At 73.5% G+C, this 15,633-nt stretch carries 15 protein-coding genes and 7 tRNA genes; 11 read left to right on the forward strand and 11 right to left on the reverse strand.

Annotation, left to right across the window (positions count from 1 at the left end):
- The first annotated feature begins 84 nt into the window (after positions 1-84).
- A complete protein-coding gene (locus ACFW9Z_RS19265; protein WP_384642029.1) occupies positions 85-810 on the forward strand; it encodes a 3'-5' exonuclease in 726 nt (241 codons plus the stop codon).
- Between the two features lie 64 nt (positions 811-874).
- Here the strand turns inward: ACFW9Z_RS19265 and ACFW9Z_RS19270 are convergent.
- Positions 875-946, reverse strand: a tRNA-Val gene (locus ACFW9Z_RS19270).
- A gap of 201 nt (positions 947-1,147) precedes the next feature.
- Here ACFW9Z_RS19270 and ACFW9Z_RS19275 point away from each other — a divergent pair.
- On the forward strand, positions 1,148-3,817 hold the full coding sequence (locus ACFW9Z_RS19275; protein ID WP_384642031.1) for an SCO7613 C-terminal domain-containing membrane protein: 2,670 nt from the start codon (positions 1,148-1,150) through the stop codon (positions 3,815-3,817).
- A 63-nt stretch (positions 3,818-3,880) separates the two neighbouring features.
- Here the strand turns inward: ACFW9Z_RS19275 and ACFW9Z_RS19280 are convergent.
- Positions 3,881-3,952 (reverse strand) — tRNA-Val (locus tag ACFW9Z_RS19280).
- A gap of 79 nt (positions 3,953-4,031) precedes the next feature.
- Positions 4,032-4,487: a TIGR02611 family protein gene (locus ACFW9Z_RS19285; protein ID WP_384642034.1), complete on the reverse strand. Its 456-nt coding sequence runs from the start codon at positions 4,485-4,487 to the stop codon at positions 4,032-4,034.
- 190 nt (positions 4,488-4,677) lie between these two features.
- Here ACFW9Z_RS19285 and ACFW9Z_RS19290 point away from each other — a divergent pair, with 190 nt between their 5' ends.
- Together ACFW9Z_RS19290 and ACFW9Z_RS19295 are read left to right on the forward strand one after the other, a co-directional pair.
- Complete coding sequence (locus ACFW9Z_RS19290; protein ID WP_003959770.1) at positions 4,678-5,091, forward strand: SsgA family sporulation/cell division regulator; 414 nt, start codon at positions 4,678-4,680, stop codon at positions 5,089-5,091.
- 269 nt (positions 5,092-5,360) lie between these two features.
- On the forward strand, positions 5,361-5,957 hold the full coding sequence (locus tag ACFW9Z_RS19295; protein WP_384642037.1) for a CGNR zinc finger domain-containing protein: 597 nt from the start codon (positions 5,361-5,363) through the stop codon (positions 5,955-5,957).
- A gap of 40 nt (positions 5,958-5,997) precedes the next feature.
- Here ACFW9Z_RS19295 and ACFW9Z_RS19300 read toward each other — a convergent pair whose 3' ends face one another.
- Both ACFW9Z_RS19300 and ACFW9Z_RS19305 read right to left on the reverse strand, forming a co-directional pair.
- Complete coding sequence (locus ACFW9Z_RS19300; RefSeq protein ID WP_164711272.1) at positions 5,998-6,153, reverse strand: hypothetical protein; 156 nt, start codon at positions 6,151-6,153, stop codon at positions 5,998-6,000.
- Between the two features lie 151 nt (positions 6,154-6,304).
- Positions 6,305-6,775 carry a hypothetical protein gene (locus ACFW9Z_RS19305; protein ID WP_384642040.1) on the reverse strand — a complete coding sequence of 157 codons (471 nt, stop codon included), beginning with the start codon at positions 6,773-6,775 and terminating at the stop codon, positions 6,305-6,307.
- A 216-nt stretch (positions 6,776-6,991) separates the two neighbouring features.
- Between ACFW9Z_RS19305 and ACFW9Z_RS19310 the strand changes: the two genes are divergently transcribed.
- The gene (locus tag ACFW9Z_RS19310; protein ID WP_384642043.1) at positions 6,992-7,507 is read left to right on the forward strand and encodes a DsbA family protein; all 516 of its coding nucleotides are present in this window, start codon (positions 6,992-6,994) and stop codon (positions 7,505-7,507) included.
- Between the two features lie 198 nt (positions 7,508-7,705).
- Here the strand turns inward: ACFW9Z_RS19310 and ACFW9Z_RS19315 are convergent, their stop codons facing one another.
- The 3 genes from ACFW9Z_RS19315 to ACFW9Z_RS19325 form a co-directional block, all read right to left on the reverse strand.
- Positions 7,706-8,542 carry a GNAT family N-acetyltransferase gene (locus tag ACFW9Z_RS19315; protein ID WP_384642046.1) on the reverse strand — a complete coding sequence of 279 codons (837 nt, stop codon included), beginning with the start codon at positions 8,540-8,542 and terminating at the stop codon, positions 7,706-7,708.
- A gap of 116 nt (positions 8,543-8,658) precedes the next feature.
- Positions 8,659-9,480 carry an aminotransferase class IV gene (locus tag ACFW9Z_RS19320; RefSeq protein WP_384642049.1) on the reverse strand — a complete coding sequence of 274 codons (822 nt, stop codon included), beginning with the start codon at positions 9,478-9,480 and terminating at the stop codon, positions 8,659-8,661.
- Positions 9,477-10,529: a chorismate-binding protein gene (locus tag ACFW9Z_RS19325; protein ID WP_384642100.1), complete on the reverse strand. Its 1,053-nt coding sequence runs from the start codon at positions 10,527-10,529 to the stop codon at positions 9,477-9,479. Before ACFW9Z_RS19325 ends, ACFW9Z_RS19320 begins: the two co-directional genes overlap by 4 nt.
- 174 nt (positions 10,530-10,703) lie before the next feature.
- Here ACFW9Z_RS19325 and ACFW9Z_RS19330 point away from each other — a divergent pair.
- From ACFW9Z_RS19330 to ACFW9Z_RS19350, 5 genes are all read left to right on the forward strand, one after another.
- A tRNA-Gly gene (locus ACFW9Z_RS19330) sits at positions 10,704-10,776 on the forward strand.
- A gap of 38 nt (positions 10,777-10,814) precedes the next feature.
- Positions 10,815-10,888: transfer RNA gene (locus tag ACFW9Z_RS19335), tRNA-Cys, on the forward strand.
- A gap of 1 nt (position 10,889) precedes the next feature.
- Positions 10,890-10,961 (forward strand) — tRNA-Val (locus ACFW9Z_RS19340).
- 36 nt (positions 10,962-10,997) lie between these two features.
- A tRNA-Val gene (locus ACFW9Z_RS19345) sits at positions 10,998-11,069 on the forward strand.
- Positions 11,070-11,117: 48 nt separating this feature from the next.
- A tRNA-Val gene (locus tag ACFW9Z_RS19350) sits at positions 11,118-11,192 on the forward strand.
- Positions 11,193-11,262: 70 nt separating this feature from the next.
- Here the strand turns inward: ACFW9Z_RS19350 and ACFW9Z_RS19355 are convergent.
- The 3 genes from ACFW9Z_RS19355 to ACFW9Z_RS19365 form a co-directional block, all read right to left on the reverse strand.
- Entirely contained in the window at positions 11,263-11,571 is a 309-nt protein-coding gene (locus ACFW9Z_RS19355; protein WP_384642052.1) for a zf-TFIIB domain-containing protein, read from the reverse strand.
- A gap of 64 nt (positions 11,572-11,635) precedes the next feature.
- The gene (locus ACFW9Z_RS19360) at positions 11,636-12,715 is read right to left on the reverse strand and encodes a phosphotransferase (RefSeq protein WP_384642102.1); all 1,080 of its coding nucleotides are present in this window, start codon (positions 12,713-12,715) and stop codon (positions 11,636-11,638) included.
- Between the two features lie 657 nt (positions 12,716-13,372).
- On the reverse strand, positions 13,373-13,579 hold the full coding sequence (locus ACFW9Z_RS19365; RefSeq protein ID WP_384642054.1) for a hypothetical protein: 207 nt from the start codon (positions 13,577-13,579) through the stop codon (positions 13,373-13,375).
- A gap of 593 nt (positions 13,580-14,172) precedes the next feature.
- On the opposite strand from ACFW9Z_RS19365, the gene ACFW9Z_RS19370 reads away from it, so the two are divergent.
- Complete coding sequence (locus ACFW9Z_RS19370) at positions 14,173-15,561, forward strand: protein kinase (protein ID WP_384642057.1); 1,389 nt, start codon at positions 14,173-14,175, stop codon at positions 15,559-15,561.
- Positions 15,562-15,633: the final 72 nt, after the last annotated feature.

The raw sequence follows: 15,633 nt of genomic DNA on the forward strand, positions 1-15,633 counted from the left end.
GCGTATCAGGCAAACAGCACGGGTATCACCGATATCGGGCAGGGGAATCACTCCATCTGCCGTGCAGGTGCGAGGAGTTCGGGGATGATGCACTGGTTCGAAGGGCCACTGGCCGCTTTTGACACGGAGACGACAGGCGTGGACGTCGAGCAGGACCGGATCGTTTCGGCCGCTCTCGTCGCGCAGGACACGACGGGTGGGCGCGTCCGCGTCACCCGCTGGCTGGTCAACCCGGGGATCCCGGTGCCCGCGGGGGCGACCGAGATCCACGGTCTGACCGACGACCACCTTCAGCGCAACGGCCGCTGGCCCGCGCCGGTGATGGACGAGGTGGCGCGCTCACTGGCCGAGCAGTGCGCCACGGGCCGCCCGCTGGTCGTGATGAACGCACCGTTCGACCTGACCCTGCTGGACCGCGAGCTGAAGCGGCACCGGGCCTCGTCGCTGGCCGGGTACATGGCGGATGCGCCACTGCGGGTGGTGGACCCCCGGGTGCTGGACAAACATCTGGACCGCTACCGCAAGGGCCGCCGCACGCTCACGGATCTGTGCGAGCTGTACGAGATCCCGCTCGACGGGGCCCATGACGCGGCGGCCGACGCCACCGCCTCGCTGGAGCTGGTGCGCGCGATCTGCCGGCGCTTCTCGTCCCGGCTGGAGCGGCTCTCCCCGGCCGAGCTGCACGCTCTCCAGGCCACCTGGCACGCGGCGCAGGCGCGCGGCCTGGAGGCGTGGTTCGCGAAGAGCGGGACGCCGGAAGCGGTCGATCCGGCGTGGCCGCTGCGCCCGGAACTGCCCGCGGCCGCCTAGGAGTTCACGGCCCGAACATGCGAAAGCCGGTCCGCCGTGATGCTGGCGGACCGGCTTTCCCCGGTGGGCGATACTGGGTTCGAACCAGTGACCTCTTCGGTGTGAACGAAGCGCTCTCCCACTGAGCTAATCGCCCGGGAACGGGTTGAACCATACAGGGATCGGCGGGCTTCGTTCAAACCGGTTCCGCCGGGACGGCTCCGGAGCACACCCGGAACGCATCCGGAACGCACCAGGGACGTACCAGGGACGTACACAGACACAGCCCCTCGGGAAACTCGGAAACTGAGTATCCGAGCGCATGTACGACCCCGGGGGCCGGGCCACACTCCCGTACATGGAACACGTGCCGCCGCCGCCCGCCGAGGAACTGGCGCTCCTCGACCGAGAACTGGCTCAGCTGGACGCCCGCAGGGCCCATCTGCTGACCCGCCGCGCCTGGCTGGTCGGCGTACTGCGGGCGCAGGCCCCGAGCGCCCCCCACTGGGGCCCGCCCGCGGGCCGCCCGCCGGGGCAGCCGTGGGGGCTCCCTCCGCAGCCCAAGGCGCCGTCCGCGCCGCGCAGCGCGCAGAACGTGCTGCTGACGCTGGGCGGTCTCCTGCTGACGGTCGCGGCCGTCGCGTTCACCCTCGTCAGCTGGGGCTCGATGGGGATCGCCGGCCGGTCCGCCGTCCTGGCCCTGGTGACGGTGGCGGCGCTCGCGGCCCCGGCGGTCCTGCTGCGCCGGAAGCTCGCGGCGACGGCGGAGGCGCTGGCCGCGCTCGCCCTGGTGCTGACGCTGCTGGACGCCTACGCGGTCCACGCGGTGGCGGCTCCGGAGACGGACGGGCTCGCGTTCACGGCGGGGGCATCAGCGGTGCTCGCGGCGCTCTGGGCGGCCTACGGGCTGGCTCTGGGCAAGCTGCACCTGCCGTTGCCCGCAGCCGTGGTCCTCGTCCAGTGGCCGCTGCTGCTGGGGGCCTGGGCCGCCGGTGCCCCGGCGATCGTGGTCGGCTGGGCGCTGCTGGCGACGGCCGTGCTGGACGGGGCGGTCGCGCTGTGGGGCAAGGGCCTGGGAGTACGGGTCACGGCGGGCATCGGTCTGGCGGTGATGGGGTCGGCCGCGCTGCTGGTGGGGCTGGCGGAGTCGATGACGGCCGACGGTCCGCTCCAGGCGGTGCTGCCGGGCGCGCTGCTGCTGACGGCGGCCGTGGCGGCGCTGGCCGGGGCCCGGCACGCCCCGAACGGCTTCGCGCAGGTGGGCGGCGCGGTGGCCGGTCTGGCCGCCGTGGCGGCGGTCGGCGGTGTGCTGCGGTCGGCGGTGCCGGGCACCTGGCAGGTTCCGGCGTACCTGCTCTGCGGTCTCGCCCTGCTGTACGTCGTACGGGTCCGGCTGCCGCAGGGCGCCGGGCGCGGGGTGCTGCTGGCGGCGGGCGCGGTGGTGGCCGGTGCGCTGGTGTGGGCGCTGCCGCCGGTCGCGGCGGTGGTGCTGGGTCCCGTCACGCTGGTCGCCGAGGTGTGGACGGGGGCGCCGGAGGGGTTCCGGGGCGCGCTCGGCGAGTCGATGGCGTGGTCGCGGCTGGCCGGGGCCCCGGTGGTGCTCGCGGTGGTGGCCGGGGGGCTGGCAGCGGCGTACCGCTGGTGGCCGTCGCTGGTGCGGACCGCCGCTCCGCTGCTCTCGCCGGGCGTGAGGGTGCGCGGTGCGGCGGGCGCGGGGGCGCTGGTCCTCGGCTGGGGAACGCTGCTGCTCGCGGCGGCGACGCTGGGGGTGCCGTACCCGGCCGCGCTGGCCCTGGAGACGGCGCTGGTGGCGGGGCTGCTGGCGGTGGCGGTCCGGGGTGTGGGTGTGGGGTCGGGGTCGGGGTCGGGGTCGGCTGAGAGTGCTGGAGAGGGGACCGGGGGCTCGGGGACGGCCGGGAACGTCGGGAACGTCGGGGGCCCGGGGACGGCCGGGGCCGCCTGGGCGGGCGGGAGTGCCGGTACGGCCGGAGCGGGCGGGAGCACCTGGGCGGGCGGTGGCCGAGGCTCCTCGGTCGGTGCCGGGGTCGGCGGTGGCGGCTGGTCCGCCGTGACGGTGAGTGCGCTGGTCGTTGCGGTCGGCGGCGCGGTCAGCGTGGGGCTGCTGTCGCTGGCGACGGAGGCGGCCACGTACGCGGTGTTCGGGGCGCTGCTGGTGCTGTTCGCGGGGGCGGCGCTGCAAAGCCGGGCGGTGGTGGCGCAGGCGGTGTTCGCGGTGGCCGCGGTGGTGTGGGGCACGGCGCTGACCGGATGCGCGGCCGCCTCCCTGGGGCTCGCGCCGCACGAGGCCGCCCCGCTGCTGCTCGTGGTGCCCGCGCTGACGGTGGCGCTGGGGGCCCGGCTGCGGCTGCACCCGGTGGCGTTGCCGGTGGAGCTGGCCGGGGCGCTGGGGGCGCTGGTCGCGGTCGGGCTGGCGGTGCGGGAGGCGCCGTTCCTGGCCCTGGTGCTCGCCCTGTGCGGGGTGCTGGCGGCGGGGGCGGCGGTGCGCCCGGAGCGGCGGCCGGTGGCGGGGTACGTGGCGGCGGTGCTGTTCGTGGCGGCCACCTGGGTCCGGCTGGCGGCTTCGGAGGTGTCGGCGCCGGAGGCGTACACCCTGCCGGTGACGGTGCCCGCGCTGGTGATCGGCGTACTGCGGCGGCGCAAGGACCCCGAGGCGTCCTCCTGGACGGCGTACGGTCCCGGGCTCGCGGCCACGCTGCTGCCGAGCCTGGCCGTGGCCTGGACCGACCCCGACTGGCTGCGGCCGCTGCTGCTGGGGGTGGCGGCGCTGGTGATCACGCTGCTGGGGGCCAAGTACCGGCTCCAGGCGCTGCTGCTGCTCGGCGGTGCGGTGCTGGCCCTGGACACCCTGCACGAGCTCGCGCCGTACGTCGTCCAGGTGGCCGGAGCCCTGCCGCGCTGGCTGCCCCCGGCGCTGGCCGGGCTGCTCCTGCTGGCCGTGGGGGCCACGTACGAGCAGCGGCTGCGCGACGCCCGGCGGCTCAAGGACATCGTGGGGCGGATGAGGTGAGTCCCCCCGGGGAAACGCAGAGGCCCCCGAGACTTCGGAAAGTCTCGGGGGCCTCTGTCCGGGTGGGCGATACTGGGTTCGAACCAGTGACCTCTTCGGTGTGAACGAAGCGCTCTCCCACTGAGCTAATCGCCCGGGCGCACCGCAAACATTACCCCATGTCAGCGGTGCCCCTGGACCGTCCCGGCGCTGTGCGCGGCGGCCGTTCCCGGCGCTACTGGCCGACGGTCCACGGCAGGGCCAGGCCGAACTTCCAGACGTAGATCCCGACCAGCACCGCCATGATCACCAGCCCCACCGTGGTGAGGATGATGTTGCGCCGCCGGACCTTGGGGTCGAGGGCCCGCTGGGCGGCCTCGGTGACCTTGCGCTTCGTCCAGCGCAGCACCAGCTGGGCCCAGACGAACTCGGTCGCCCAGATCGCCATGCCACCGAAGATCACCAGCCAGCCGGGCCCCGGCAGCACCAGCATCAGCGCACCGGCCACCACGACGCCCAGGCCGACGACGAAGACGCCGACCTGCCAGCTCAGGTGGAGCGGCCGGGACGCCTTGATGAAACCCGGCGCCCGCGATCCCAGCGCGCGTTCCGCCTTGGCCGTGCCCCCCGGAGCGGACCCCGAGGCCGCCTCTTCGGCGGTCTTGATCCGCTCGTCACTCTCCGCGTTCATGCAGCTCAACCTACCCGACCCGGACTCGTCACTTGAATGGGCGCATGACTCAAAGTTACACACCGCTGGGCGAGGGACCCGAAGCATCACAAATAGGTCAGAGGGGTTTACAACGCCACCGTAGGTGGCATGTCGATTTCGCCGACGTGCGAATCCCCGAGCGCACACTGAGCGAAAGGCCCTGGCGCTTATGAACACCACGGTCAGCTGCGAGCTGCACCTGCGCCTCGTTGTGTCGAGCGAGTCCTCACTGCCTGTACCCGCGGGCCTGCGGTATGACACGGCCGATCCCTATGCCGTGCACGCCACCTTCCACACCGGAGCGGAGGAGACGGTCGAATGGGTTTTCGCCCGTGACCTCCTTGCCGAGGGGCTGCACCGGCCCACCGGCACCGGAGACGTCCGCGTCTGGCCATCACGTAGTCACGGTCAAGGCGTCGTCTGCATCGCACTGAGCTCCCCAGAGGGCGAAGCCCTGCTCGAAGCTCCGGCACGAGCCCTGGAGTCGTTCCTGAAAAGGACCGACGCCGCGGTTCCGCCCGGCACCGAGCATCGCCACTTCGATCTCGACACGGAGCTCTCACACATCCTGGCCGAGAGCTGAGCCAGGCCGAGAGCTGCGCTACGCCGTCCGACTCGGGGAGACGGCGTCGCGCGGACAACCTCATAGGGCAGACACAGGCGCCGCCGCCGCGGAATCCACCGCGGGGACGGCGCCTGTGCGTGCGCCACGGCCCCGGGAGCGGGGTGGTGGCTTTCCGGGACGTCCCACTCCCCCGCAGGCCCGCACCGGGCCGGGCAGCGGCGCGGCGAGCCAGTAGAGTCAGCCGCCACCGGCAGGCGCCCGCCCGCCGGAAGGCCAGGGAGCGAAGCGTGCTGATCCCTCACGACACCCGGAGCGCCCTCGACACGGTGGTCGATCTGGTGAACACCGCACCGGAGAGCGAGCCGCCCGAGGACGGCCCGACGGACGGACTCGTGGAAGGGCTCGACGACGGGATCGCCGATGTCGCGGCGCTGTACGCCTTCGCCGAGCGGCACCACATCAGCGGCGTCGGCACCCTCGGCGAGAAGGACCTGAACGCCGTGCGGGACGTACGGAGCCGGTTCGCGGAGGTCTTCGCGGCGCCCGACGCCCGTACCGCGGCCGACCTCGTCAACCGGCTCGTCGCCGCGGCCGGGACCACGCCCCAGCTCACCGATCACGACGGCTACGACTGGCATGTGCACTACTTCGCCCCGGACGCCTCGCTCGCCGACCACCTCGCGGCCGACTGCGGCATGGCCCTGGCCTTCATCATCGTGGCCGGCGAACAGGAGCGGCTGCGGCGCTGCGAGGCACCGGACTGCGGGCGCGCCTTCGTCGACCTCTCGCGCAACCGCTCCCGCCGCTACTGCTCCAGCCGCACCTGCGGCAACCGGCTCCACGTCGCCGCGTACCGGGCGCGCCGCCGGGAGGCCGGGGCGTGAGCCGCCGGGAGGCCGGGGCGTGAGCCGCCGGGAGGCCGGGTCATAACAGGAAGAGGTCGTGCAGCGCCGCCATCAGCAGCAGGCTCCCGATCACCGTCAGGAAGATCATCAGGGGTGGCTGGGAGAGCGCGAAGAGGCAGCCACGGGGCTCTTCGGCAGGGGGTGCAGGGGCTTCGCCCCGGGATGTGTCCACCATCTCGGGGCGATCATGACGCACCCGGGGCCCGGTTGGCGATCAACCAGCCTCATTGCCCCGGGAGTTCACCGTCCCGTGGCCCCCGGGATTCGCTCCGGCATCCGAGTTTCCGTCAGGCATTCGGACCCCGGCCCGCCAAATCCGCACGCACTCAGATGCCGTGCTTCTTCAGGATCGCCTCGATGTCGCTGAAGTCCTCGCCCGGCGCGGCGGCCTCCTGCTTCTTCTTCGGCTTCGCCGCCGCCGGAGCCGCCGTCGGCCGGGCGGCCTGGCTTCCGGCGCCGAGCGAGGGCGCGGAGGCCCCCGGGGCCACGGCCTCGTTGCGCTCGGCGGCCCGCGCCGCCTTCCGTTCCGCGCGGGTGGTGCCGGTGCGGCGCTCGATGGCCCGGGTGGTCATGAAGAGCAGCCAGGCGAGGCCGAGCACACCGAAGCCGACCCAGACGCTCGGCTTGAACGCGATGCCGGAGACCCACTGGACGACCCCGGTCAGGACGAGGCCGACCGGTACGAGGGAGTAGGCGGCGATCCTCGTCGCGGTGAGGAACCGCTTGCGGTAGGCGGTGATCGCGGCGATGCCCAGGCCCGCCGCCGACGCCGCGGAACAGATGGTCTCGGCAAGCATCAGGGCCTCCAGGCGCACAGGGGAACGTCCCTTCCATCCTGCACCGACCACCGGCATCGGGGCCACGGTGCCGGTCCACCTCAGGGACATTTCAGGGCCGGACTCCTCCGCAGGTGCCGGTCCGCACGGCCGCCGCGCACCTGGTCACAGGCGCCCGCGGAGACCGCGCACGGGTGCCGATTGGGAGCTGTCCGCACGGCCTGGAAGACTGGCTCCATGAGCGATTCCACCCCTGCGACACCGGTCGTCCTCGACATCTGGTGCGATCTCGAATGCCCCGACTGCCACCAGGCCCTCACCGATGTGCGCGCCGTGCGCGCCCGGTACGGCGACCGCGTCGAGACCAGGCTGCGGCACTTCCCGCTGGAGAAGCACCAGCACGCCTACGCCGCGGCGCAGGCCGCCGAGGAGGCCGCAGTCCAGGGCCAGGACTGGCCGTACATCGAGGCACTGCTGGCCAGGACCGAGGAGCTCGGCCGGGCCGGTGAACCGGTGCTGCTCGCCGTGGCCCGCGAACTGGGTCTGGACGCCGAGGAGTTCGACACCGCGCTCATCGACGGCCGCCATCTGCTGATCGTCGACGCGGACCAGGCCGAGGGCAAGGCGATCGGTGTCACCGGCACGCCCACCTATGTGATCGGCGACGAGCGGCTGGACGGCGGCAAGAGCCAGGAAGGGCTGCGCGAGCGGATCGAGGAGATCATCGACCGCCGCCTGGCCGCACAGGTCTGACACCGGCCTCGGGAGAGCTGACGCCTGACACAGCGGTGACGCGGGGGCCGGGCGGGCTGAGCAGGGGTCCCGGCAGGCTGACGCAGAGGCCCGGCGGGCTCACGCCGACGCAGAGGCCCGGGCGGGCTGACACCGGTGCCGGCCGGCTGAGCAGGGCGCCCGGCGGGCTGACACAGCGGCCCGGGCGGCCGACTGCCCCTACAGCGCCTTCGCCAGGTTGTACCGCGTCGTCGCATAGCCGAGGGACTCGTACAGCCGCAGCGCCGGAGTGTTGGCGGCGAAGACGTGCAGGCCGAGCCGGTCGTGGCCCCGGGCGCGGGTGACGTCCTCGGCGAGGAGCATCAGGGCCCGCCCGAAGCCGCGGCCCCGGTGTTCCTCGCGCACCTCGACGTCGAAGACGAACCCGGCGGTCCGGCCCGGCTCAAGCTCCCGCAGGGCCAGCCAGACATGGCCGACCACCGCGCCGCCGTGGACCAGCACCCGGAACCGTACGCCTTCGGTCGCCAGCCCGTCCGGGAGGTTCCCGGCATGGTCGGCCTCGGACTTGAGCCGGGCCTGCTCGGGCGGTACGCCCCGGTCGGTCCACTGCTGCGCGTACGCCCGCACCGCCTCGCGCAGCCACTCCGCGTACTCCTCCTCGCTCATCGCACGCGAGCTGAGCCCCTCGGGCAGCGGGGCGGGGTCCGGGCCGAGGGTCTTGACCATGTTGCGGCTGCGTTCGGTGTAGCCGAGGGCGGCGGCCAGCCGCCGGGCGGGCTCGTTCTCCGCCGGGACCTCGGCCCGCACATGGGTGCACCCCCACCCCCGCAGCACCTCCTCGGCGGCGAGGACCGCGATGATGCCGCGCCCGCGCCTGCGCTGCGGTTCGTCGACGGTCAGGGAGCGCACCACCCCGGCCGAGGCGCCGAACGCGTCGTCGGTGCTGATCGATACGGCCCCGACGCGCCGCCCGTTGTCGCACACGTCGTAACGGCGCGCACGCGCTCCGTCGGCGCCTTGCTGAAGCGGCCCGGACGGCCGGAGTGTCGTGGTCATCAAGAGGTTGTATCCCCTGGACGGCCCCACGTCACGCGCTTTCCGGCCCGTCCCGGTCCAGCGGTCCGTCCCCGTCCGGTCGTCCAGCGGCCCGTCCCCGTCAGGTCTGCGGGGCCCTACGGGTCCAGGTCGTTCCCGGACCGCTCGTCGAAGATCCGCATGGCCTTCGCCGTCACCGGACCGGGCTCCGGCGCCAGCTCCCGGTCGTCCACGCGGTGCACGGCCTGGATGTCCCGGAGCGTGGAGGTCAGGAAGATCTCGTCGGCCTCGGCGAGCACCTCCATCGGCAGGTCGCTCTCCTCGGCCCCGGTCCACTCCACGGCCAGCGCCCGGGTGATCCCCGCGAGGCACCCGGAGGCGACCGGCGGGGTGTGGATGCGGCCGTCCACCACGACGAACACGTTGGACCCGGTCCCCTCGCAGAGCCGGCCGGCCGTGTTCGGGAACAGCGCCTCGGAGGCGCCCCGCTCGCGGGCCCGGGCGAGGGCGACGACGTTCTCGGCGTACGAGGTGGTCTTGAGCCCGGTGAGCGCGCCGCGCTCGTTACGGGTCCAGGGGACCGTGATCACCGCGGTGGTGTCCGGGCGGCGGCTCACCCCGTCGAGCGCGACGACGAGGCTGGGCCCGGCGGTGCCCCGGTCCGAGCCGAGCGGGGAGAGCCCGCCGGTGTAGGTGATCCGCAGCCGCCCCAGCCGTACGGGGTTGGCATCGATGACCGCCGTCGCGGCCCGCCGGACCTCGTCCAGGTCCGGGGCGGGCAGGCCGAGGCCGCGCGCGGACCGGGTGAGGCGGTCGAGGTGGCGGGTGAGGGCGAAGGGCCGGCCCTCGCTGGTGCGGACCGTCTCGAAGATGCCGTCGCCCACGGTCAGCCCGTGGTCGAGCACCGACAGCCGGGCATCATCGGCATCCCGCAGCCCGCCGTTGACCCAGATCCTCATGACGCGGTCCTTCCTGTCTGCTCGAACCCTGTCTGCTCGAACGTGCCCGACGCTACAGCGAGCAGCCGCGACGCCTTCAGTTCGGTCTCGTCCCATTCGCGCTCCGGATCGGAGCCCCAGGTGATACCGGCCCCGGTCCCGAACCGCAGGAGCGGTACGGAGCCGGTCCGGTCGATCCAGAAGGTCCGTATGCCCACCGCCAGGGAGGCCGTTCCCCGGTCGGCGTCGACCCAGCCGACCGCGCCGCAGTACGGACCGCGCGGGGACCGCTCCAGCTCCTCGATGATCCGCAGCGCGCTGGACTTCGGCGCCCCGGTGACGGAGCCGGGCGGGAACGCCGCCGTCAGCAGCTCCGGCCACCCCGCCCCCTCGGCCAGCTCACCGCGCACGGTGGAGACGAGATGGACGAGGCCCGGGTGCTTCTCGACCACGCAGAGGTCGGGCACGGTGACGCTCCCGGTCGCGCAGACACGGCCCAGGTCGTTGCGGACCAGGTCCACGATCATCACGTTCTCCGCGTGATCCTTCTCCAGCAGATCGCCCTCCGTGCGCCCGGTCCCCTTGATCGGCCCGGATTCGACGGTCCGCCCGTCCCGGCGGAGGAACAGCTCGGGGGACGCGGTGGCCACCTCCACCCCGTGCTCGGGCAGGCGGATCGTTCCTGCGTACGGCGCCGGGTTGCCGCGCGCGAGCAGGGCGGTCAGGGCGTCGACGTCGGCCCGGCCGGGGTCGGGCAGCGGTGCGGAGAGGACCCGGCAGAGGTTGGCCTGATAGACCTCGCCCGCCGCGATGTATTCACGGATCCGCCGTACGCCCGCCGTGTAGGCGTCGCGGTCCAGCGAGGTCGCCCACTCCCCGGCACCGGGCCCGCGCCAGGCTCCGGGCACGGGGGCGGGCACCTCCTCCCTACGTACGGAGGAGAAGCGGGCGCAGACCGTACGGCCCTCGAAATCGGCGCAGACCGCCCAGAAACCGGACGAGTCCAGGGCCGCGGGATCGTGGGTCACGTCCTGGAGACCGGAGGCGACGAGGCCGCCGAAGCGGGCCATGGGAGCGAGGGGGAACACGCTGATGAGTCTAGGACCGCCCACGGTGACCTGCGCCGGGGCGACGGTACGGCGGCGCTACGGCGACCATCTGCGCAAACGCGTTTTTGTACTGGCCCGGGAATCCGCTAGAGTTCAACACGTCGCCGGGACGCGCAAGCGGTCCGGGAAAGACAAGCGGACGTAGCTCAGTTGGTAGAGCGCAACCTTGCCAAGGTTGAGGTCGCCAGTTCGAACCTGGTCGTCCGCTCGCAGAAGGTGGGGGATTTTTCCCGAGCTCCCATCCCTGGTGGAGTGGCCGAGAGGCGAGGCAACGGCCTGCAAAGCCGTCTACACGGGTTCAAATCCCGTCTCCACCTCCAAGGACGATTAGCTCAGCGGGAGAGCGCTTCCCTGACACGGAAGAGGTCACTGGTTCAATCCCAGTATCGTCCACTGATCCGCAAGGATCACCGGTCCGCAAGGATCCCCGCGCGATTAGCTCAGCGGGAGAGCGCTTCCCTGACACGGAAGAGGTCACTGGTTCAATCCCAGTATCGCGCACGCAGTACCACGCAGCACAGGAGTACAGCAGTACACGCAGGTCAGCCCGCGCGATTAGCTCAGCGGGAGAGCGCTTCCCTGACACGGAAGAGGTCACTGGTTCAATCCCAGTATCGCGCACCACCGGGAACCCCCGGCCGTTCCGACGGCCGGGGGTTCTCTCGTTGTGCGGGTGGTTCGTACGGGCTGTTTCTCAGGAGGAGAAGAGCATCCGGCCGAAGCCCTTCTGGCGGCGGTGGCCGTAGTGCCCGCCGTGCTGCTGACCGTACTGCGGGGCACCCCAGGCGGGAGCGTGGGCCGGAGGAGCCGCCTGCGGGTAGGCCTGCTGCGGGGCGGGCGGCGGGGGCGGGGCCTGCTGCGCCCACTGGGACTCCAGGCGGGTCAGCGACTCCAGCTCGCCGTAGTCGAGGAATATCCCCCGGCAGCCGCCGCACTGCTCGATCTGGACGCCGTTGCGGTTGTACGTCTGCATCGGCGCATGACACTTGGGGCACTGCATCATCGGCTCGGCTCCTCGCCCTCGTCGTGCCGCCGCCGGATGCCTGTCCGGCCGCGGTCCGTTCAGCCTACGATGCGCGCTCGGCCGCCAACTCGGGCGGGAGCGTAGCGATTCGGGCACAGGAATCGATCATCAGCTGCTCCATCTCGTCCGGTTCCCGGCCCTCCGCCGCGCATTTGGCGAGGGCGACGGCGGCGGTCTGGACCGTCAGCGCACGGGCGGGGACGTCCAGTTGGGGCCAGGGGTCGCCGTCCGCCGCCGCGGGCACGGCGGGTCCCCCGGCGGACCGGTAGGCGTCCAGGAACAGCAGCCAGTCGTCCGGGGCCAGCACCCCGGCCGCGAACCAGGCGGCGGGCCGGGCGAGGTCCCAGGCCGGGTCCCCCTCCCCCGCGTCGTCCATGTCGATGAGCAACCAGGGCCCGTGCGGGGCGGGATGGCGGACGAGCTGCCCCAGGTGCAGGTCCCCGTGGCAGAGGAACCCGGACCGCGCGGCGGGAGGAGCGGCCTCGCCCCGGGCCCAGGCCGGAAGGGCCCGCCATGCGGCCTGTACGGGGAGCACCGCGCCGTCGCCGGGCAGGGCACCGCACATCCGGGCAACCGCCCGGGCCGCTTTGAGGGGACCGCGCATCGGCGGGAGGGGATGCGGGGGCGGGGTGCGGTGAAGCCGGGCGAGCAGAACGGCAGCCTCGGCCCAGGGGGCGGCGCCGGGGTCGGTGGGGTCGACGGGGACGCCGTAGGGCCAGAAGGTGACGGGGCGCGGGGCGGGTCGCTCGGTGCCGGGTGGGCTCGGGACGGTGAGCGGCGTGTTGGGTGCGCCCGGGGCGGGGTCCCTGGTGCCCGGCGCGCTCGGGACGGTGAGCGGCGTACCGGACCTGCCCGGGGCGGTGAGCGGCGGGAGGAGGATGCCCGCCAGCTGGGGCGCCGAGGCCAGGGCGAGCCGGGCTGCCAGGGCCGCACGGTCCGTGTCGGCAGCGTGCGCCTTGGCGACGACGGGGCCACTGCGGACCACGGCACCGTCCGGCCGGTCCACCAGGAGCTGGGGCGGGTCGCAGGAGCAGAAGGTTCCCGGCGGGTGGTGGAGGCGGTGCGCGAGGGTGCCCAGGTCGCGGATGACGGATTCGTGGGTGGCCGGGTCCGGGACGACCACAGCATGGGCGGCCGGGTCTGGGGCGACCACATCATGGGCGGCCGAGTCGGGAGCGACTGGCTGATGGTCGGCTGGCTCGCGGTCGGCCGACTGACGGTCGACTGAGGTGGTACGCAACGGCTCCTCCGGCGGCGGTCGGTCCCGGCCCTGCCACCGGTCCCCGCCGAGCGTACGCGGCGGACGAGGTCGCAGGGCGGTGGAGGCGCGCCCATTCGGGGGCCGCGCCGGGCATGGGGCGCGGGGGGTCCGGGCACGAGGGGGAGCCGAGCGCGGGGGACGTTCGCCGGGAGGACGTTCGCCGGGACGGACCCCGTCGGCCCCGGCCCCGTACGCGACCTCGCACCGCCCCCCTGCCGCCGGACCGGCCGCACCCGTACGCCGGACCGACCACGTCCGTACGCTGAACCCCGCCCCGGGCCGCAGGCAGGACCACGCCGGGCCGCACACCGAACCAGCCCAGGCCACAGGCCGGACCACCCCGGGTCGCACGCCGAACCGCTCCGGGCCGTCCGCCCGGGCAAACAGGCCCGGACAGCGCGATGCCCGGTCAGCTCCCCAGCTGACCGGACAAACGCTGCCGTCCGCCGCACCCCCGTCCCCACGGGGCTGTTGGCCCGATACCGGGTCCGGACCGCTCTTCCGGACCCTGGGCGCCGCTCAGCGCCCCAGCATCACCGCCACGGACGACGCCTGTGTGACCACCGCGTCCCAGCCGCCGAAGACGACTACGAGCAGGGCCGCCAGGGGAAGGACCATCGCCGTCGCCACCAAGGGGTGGCGGGTGCCGGACGGGCGGGGGCCGAAGGCGGCGTACGCCTTGCTGCCCTGGGTGCGGATCATCGTCCGCGTTGCCGTGTCCGACATGGTTCCTCTCCTGACCTGAATGGGAGCGACGGGCGTGTGACCTCGGGGGACGAGTGCTGCGCCCGCCGCTTGACCTCAACATTAGGTAACCGGTGAGCACGGGGCGTCATGCCCGCGTACCGAATCCCGGGCCTCCCGGAGGATGAGCCGTCGGCCGTGGATGTACTCCCCTGGGTGGAGACCGCCCACCGGGCCTTGGGGTCATCCCGGAGGGGACGCAGGGGGGACACCCGCATCAGCCGCGCCCCAGTGGGTGACTTCACTCACTCCACCCGCCCCCTGAGGGAGGCGGCCCTGCCTTCTGCGGTCGGGGCCGGAGGCCCTCGCCACGTACGTCCCGGTGGTATCCGCGCTCACCACGAACGCCCCTTCCCGGCCACCTTGGCTCGATCCAACACCCCTTGTGCGAAGGCCCTTTGCGGACCGGTGCGGGCCGACGGGCCTGGAACCACCGCTCCCTGACCGCGCTTCACGTCCCGCGTCCGGCACCGACAATCGAATACCGGGCGAGGGCGCGGCCTCTGAGCGCACCGGGCGCCGGGTACGTAAGCTGTGCCTCGTCAGGCAGACCAGGCAGCGGGGATGGGCAGACGATGGCGATGATGCGGCTCCGGCGCGAGGACCCGCGTCTCGTCGGCTCGTTCCGGCTGCACCGGCGGCTCGGCGCGGGCGGCATGGGCGTCGTCTATCTCGGCTCCGACCGGCGCGGCCAGCGGGTGGCGCTCAAGGTGATCCGGCCCGATCTGGCGGAGGACCAGGAGTTCCGTTCGCGGTTCGCGCGCGAGGTGTCCGCCGCGCGGCGGATCCGCGGCGGCTGTACGGCCCGGCTGGTCGCCGCCGACCTGGAGGCGGACCGCCCCTGGTTCGCGACGCAGTACGTCCCCGGCCCCTCGCTGCACGACAAGGTGGCCGAGGAAGGGCCCCTGGCCGCGGCCGAGGTGGCCTCGATCGGCGCGGCGCTCTCCGAGGGCCTGGTGGCGGTGCACGAGGCGGGCGTGGTCCACCGGGATCTGAAGCCGTCGAACATCCTGCTCTCCCCCAAGGGCCCCCGCATCATCGACTTCGGTATCGCCTGGGCGACGGGAGCCAGCACGCTGACCCATGTCGGTACGGCGGTGGGGTCGCCCGGCTTCCTGGCGCCCGAGCAGGTCCGAGGCGCGGCGGTGACCCCCGCGACGGACGTCTTCTCGCTCGGCGCGACCCTGGCGTACGCGGCGATGGCCGACTCCCCCTTCGGGCACGGCAGTTCCGAGGTGATGCTCTACCGCGTGGTGCACGAGGAGGCGCAGCTCCACGGGGTGCACGACGCGCTGGCCCCGCTGATCAGCGCCTGTCTGGCGAAGGACCCGGAGGAGCGGCCGAGCACCCTCCAACTGTCCATGCGGCTCAAGGAGATCGCGGCGCGCGAGGCGCAGGGCCTGCACGAGGGGCGGCCGCCCGCCCAGCGCTCGGCGCAGGACCCGGACCGGCCGACCGGCCGTCTCGACGGCCCGTACACCGAGCAGCAGACCCGCCGTGCGGAGGGCCCTTCGACCGGCCGCCCGCAGCAGGGGCGGCGCCCCACGCCCTCGCGTTCGGGGGCGCCGCGCACCGGTGGCTCTCGGCCGCAGCGGGCGCCGCGCTCCACCACGGGGTCCGGGAAGCGGCCGGGCGCGGTGAAAGGGACGAACGGCAGGCCGGGGCCGCGTTCCGGAACGCGGCCCGGGGCCCGGACGACCTCGGCGGGGCGGCGGCCGGCCAATCCTCGGCTGCTGCGGCAGCGGCTGGTGGTGTTCGTGGTGGTGACACTGCTGGTGGCGCTGGGGATCGCGGCCGCGCAGGGGTGCCAGGGGCCGGCGCGCGGGCTGGGCGGAAACGTACAGAACGCACAGCCGGAGCGGGGCCGGGACCGGGCACCGCAGGCACAGGCCGCGCCCGCCCTCGTAAGCGGTACGGCATCGCTCGGCCCCATGAGCGGCACCGGCACCGCTCGGCCCACCTGAGCAGTACGGCACCGCTCAGTGGGTCCCGATGCGGAACCGGTCATAGCCCTGTCATAGCCCGGTCATAGCCCT

Origin of the sequence: Streptomyces sp. NPDC059452 (assembly GCF_042750035.1) — a bacterium.
Taxonomy (GTDB): domain Bacteria; phylum Actinomycetota; class Actinomycetes; order Streptomycetales; family Streptomycetaceae; genus Streptomyces.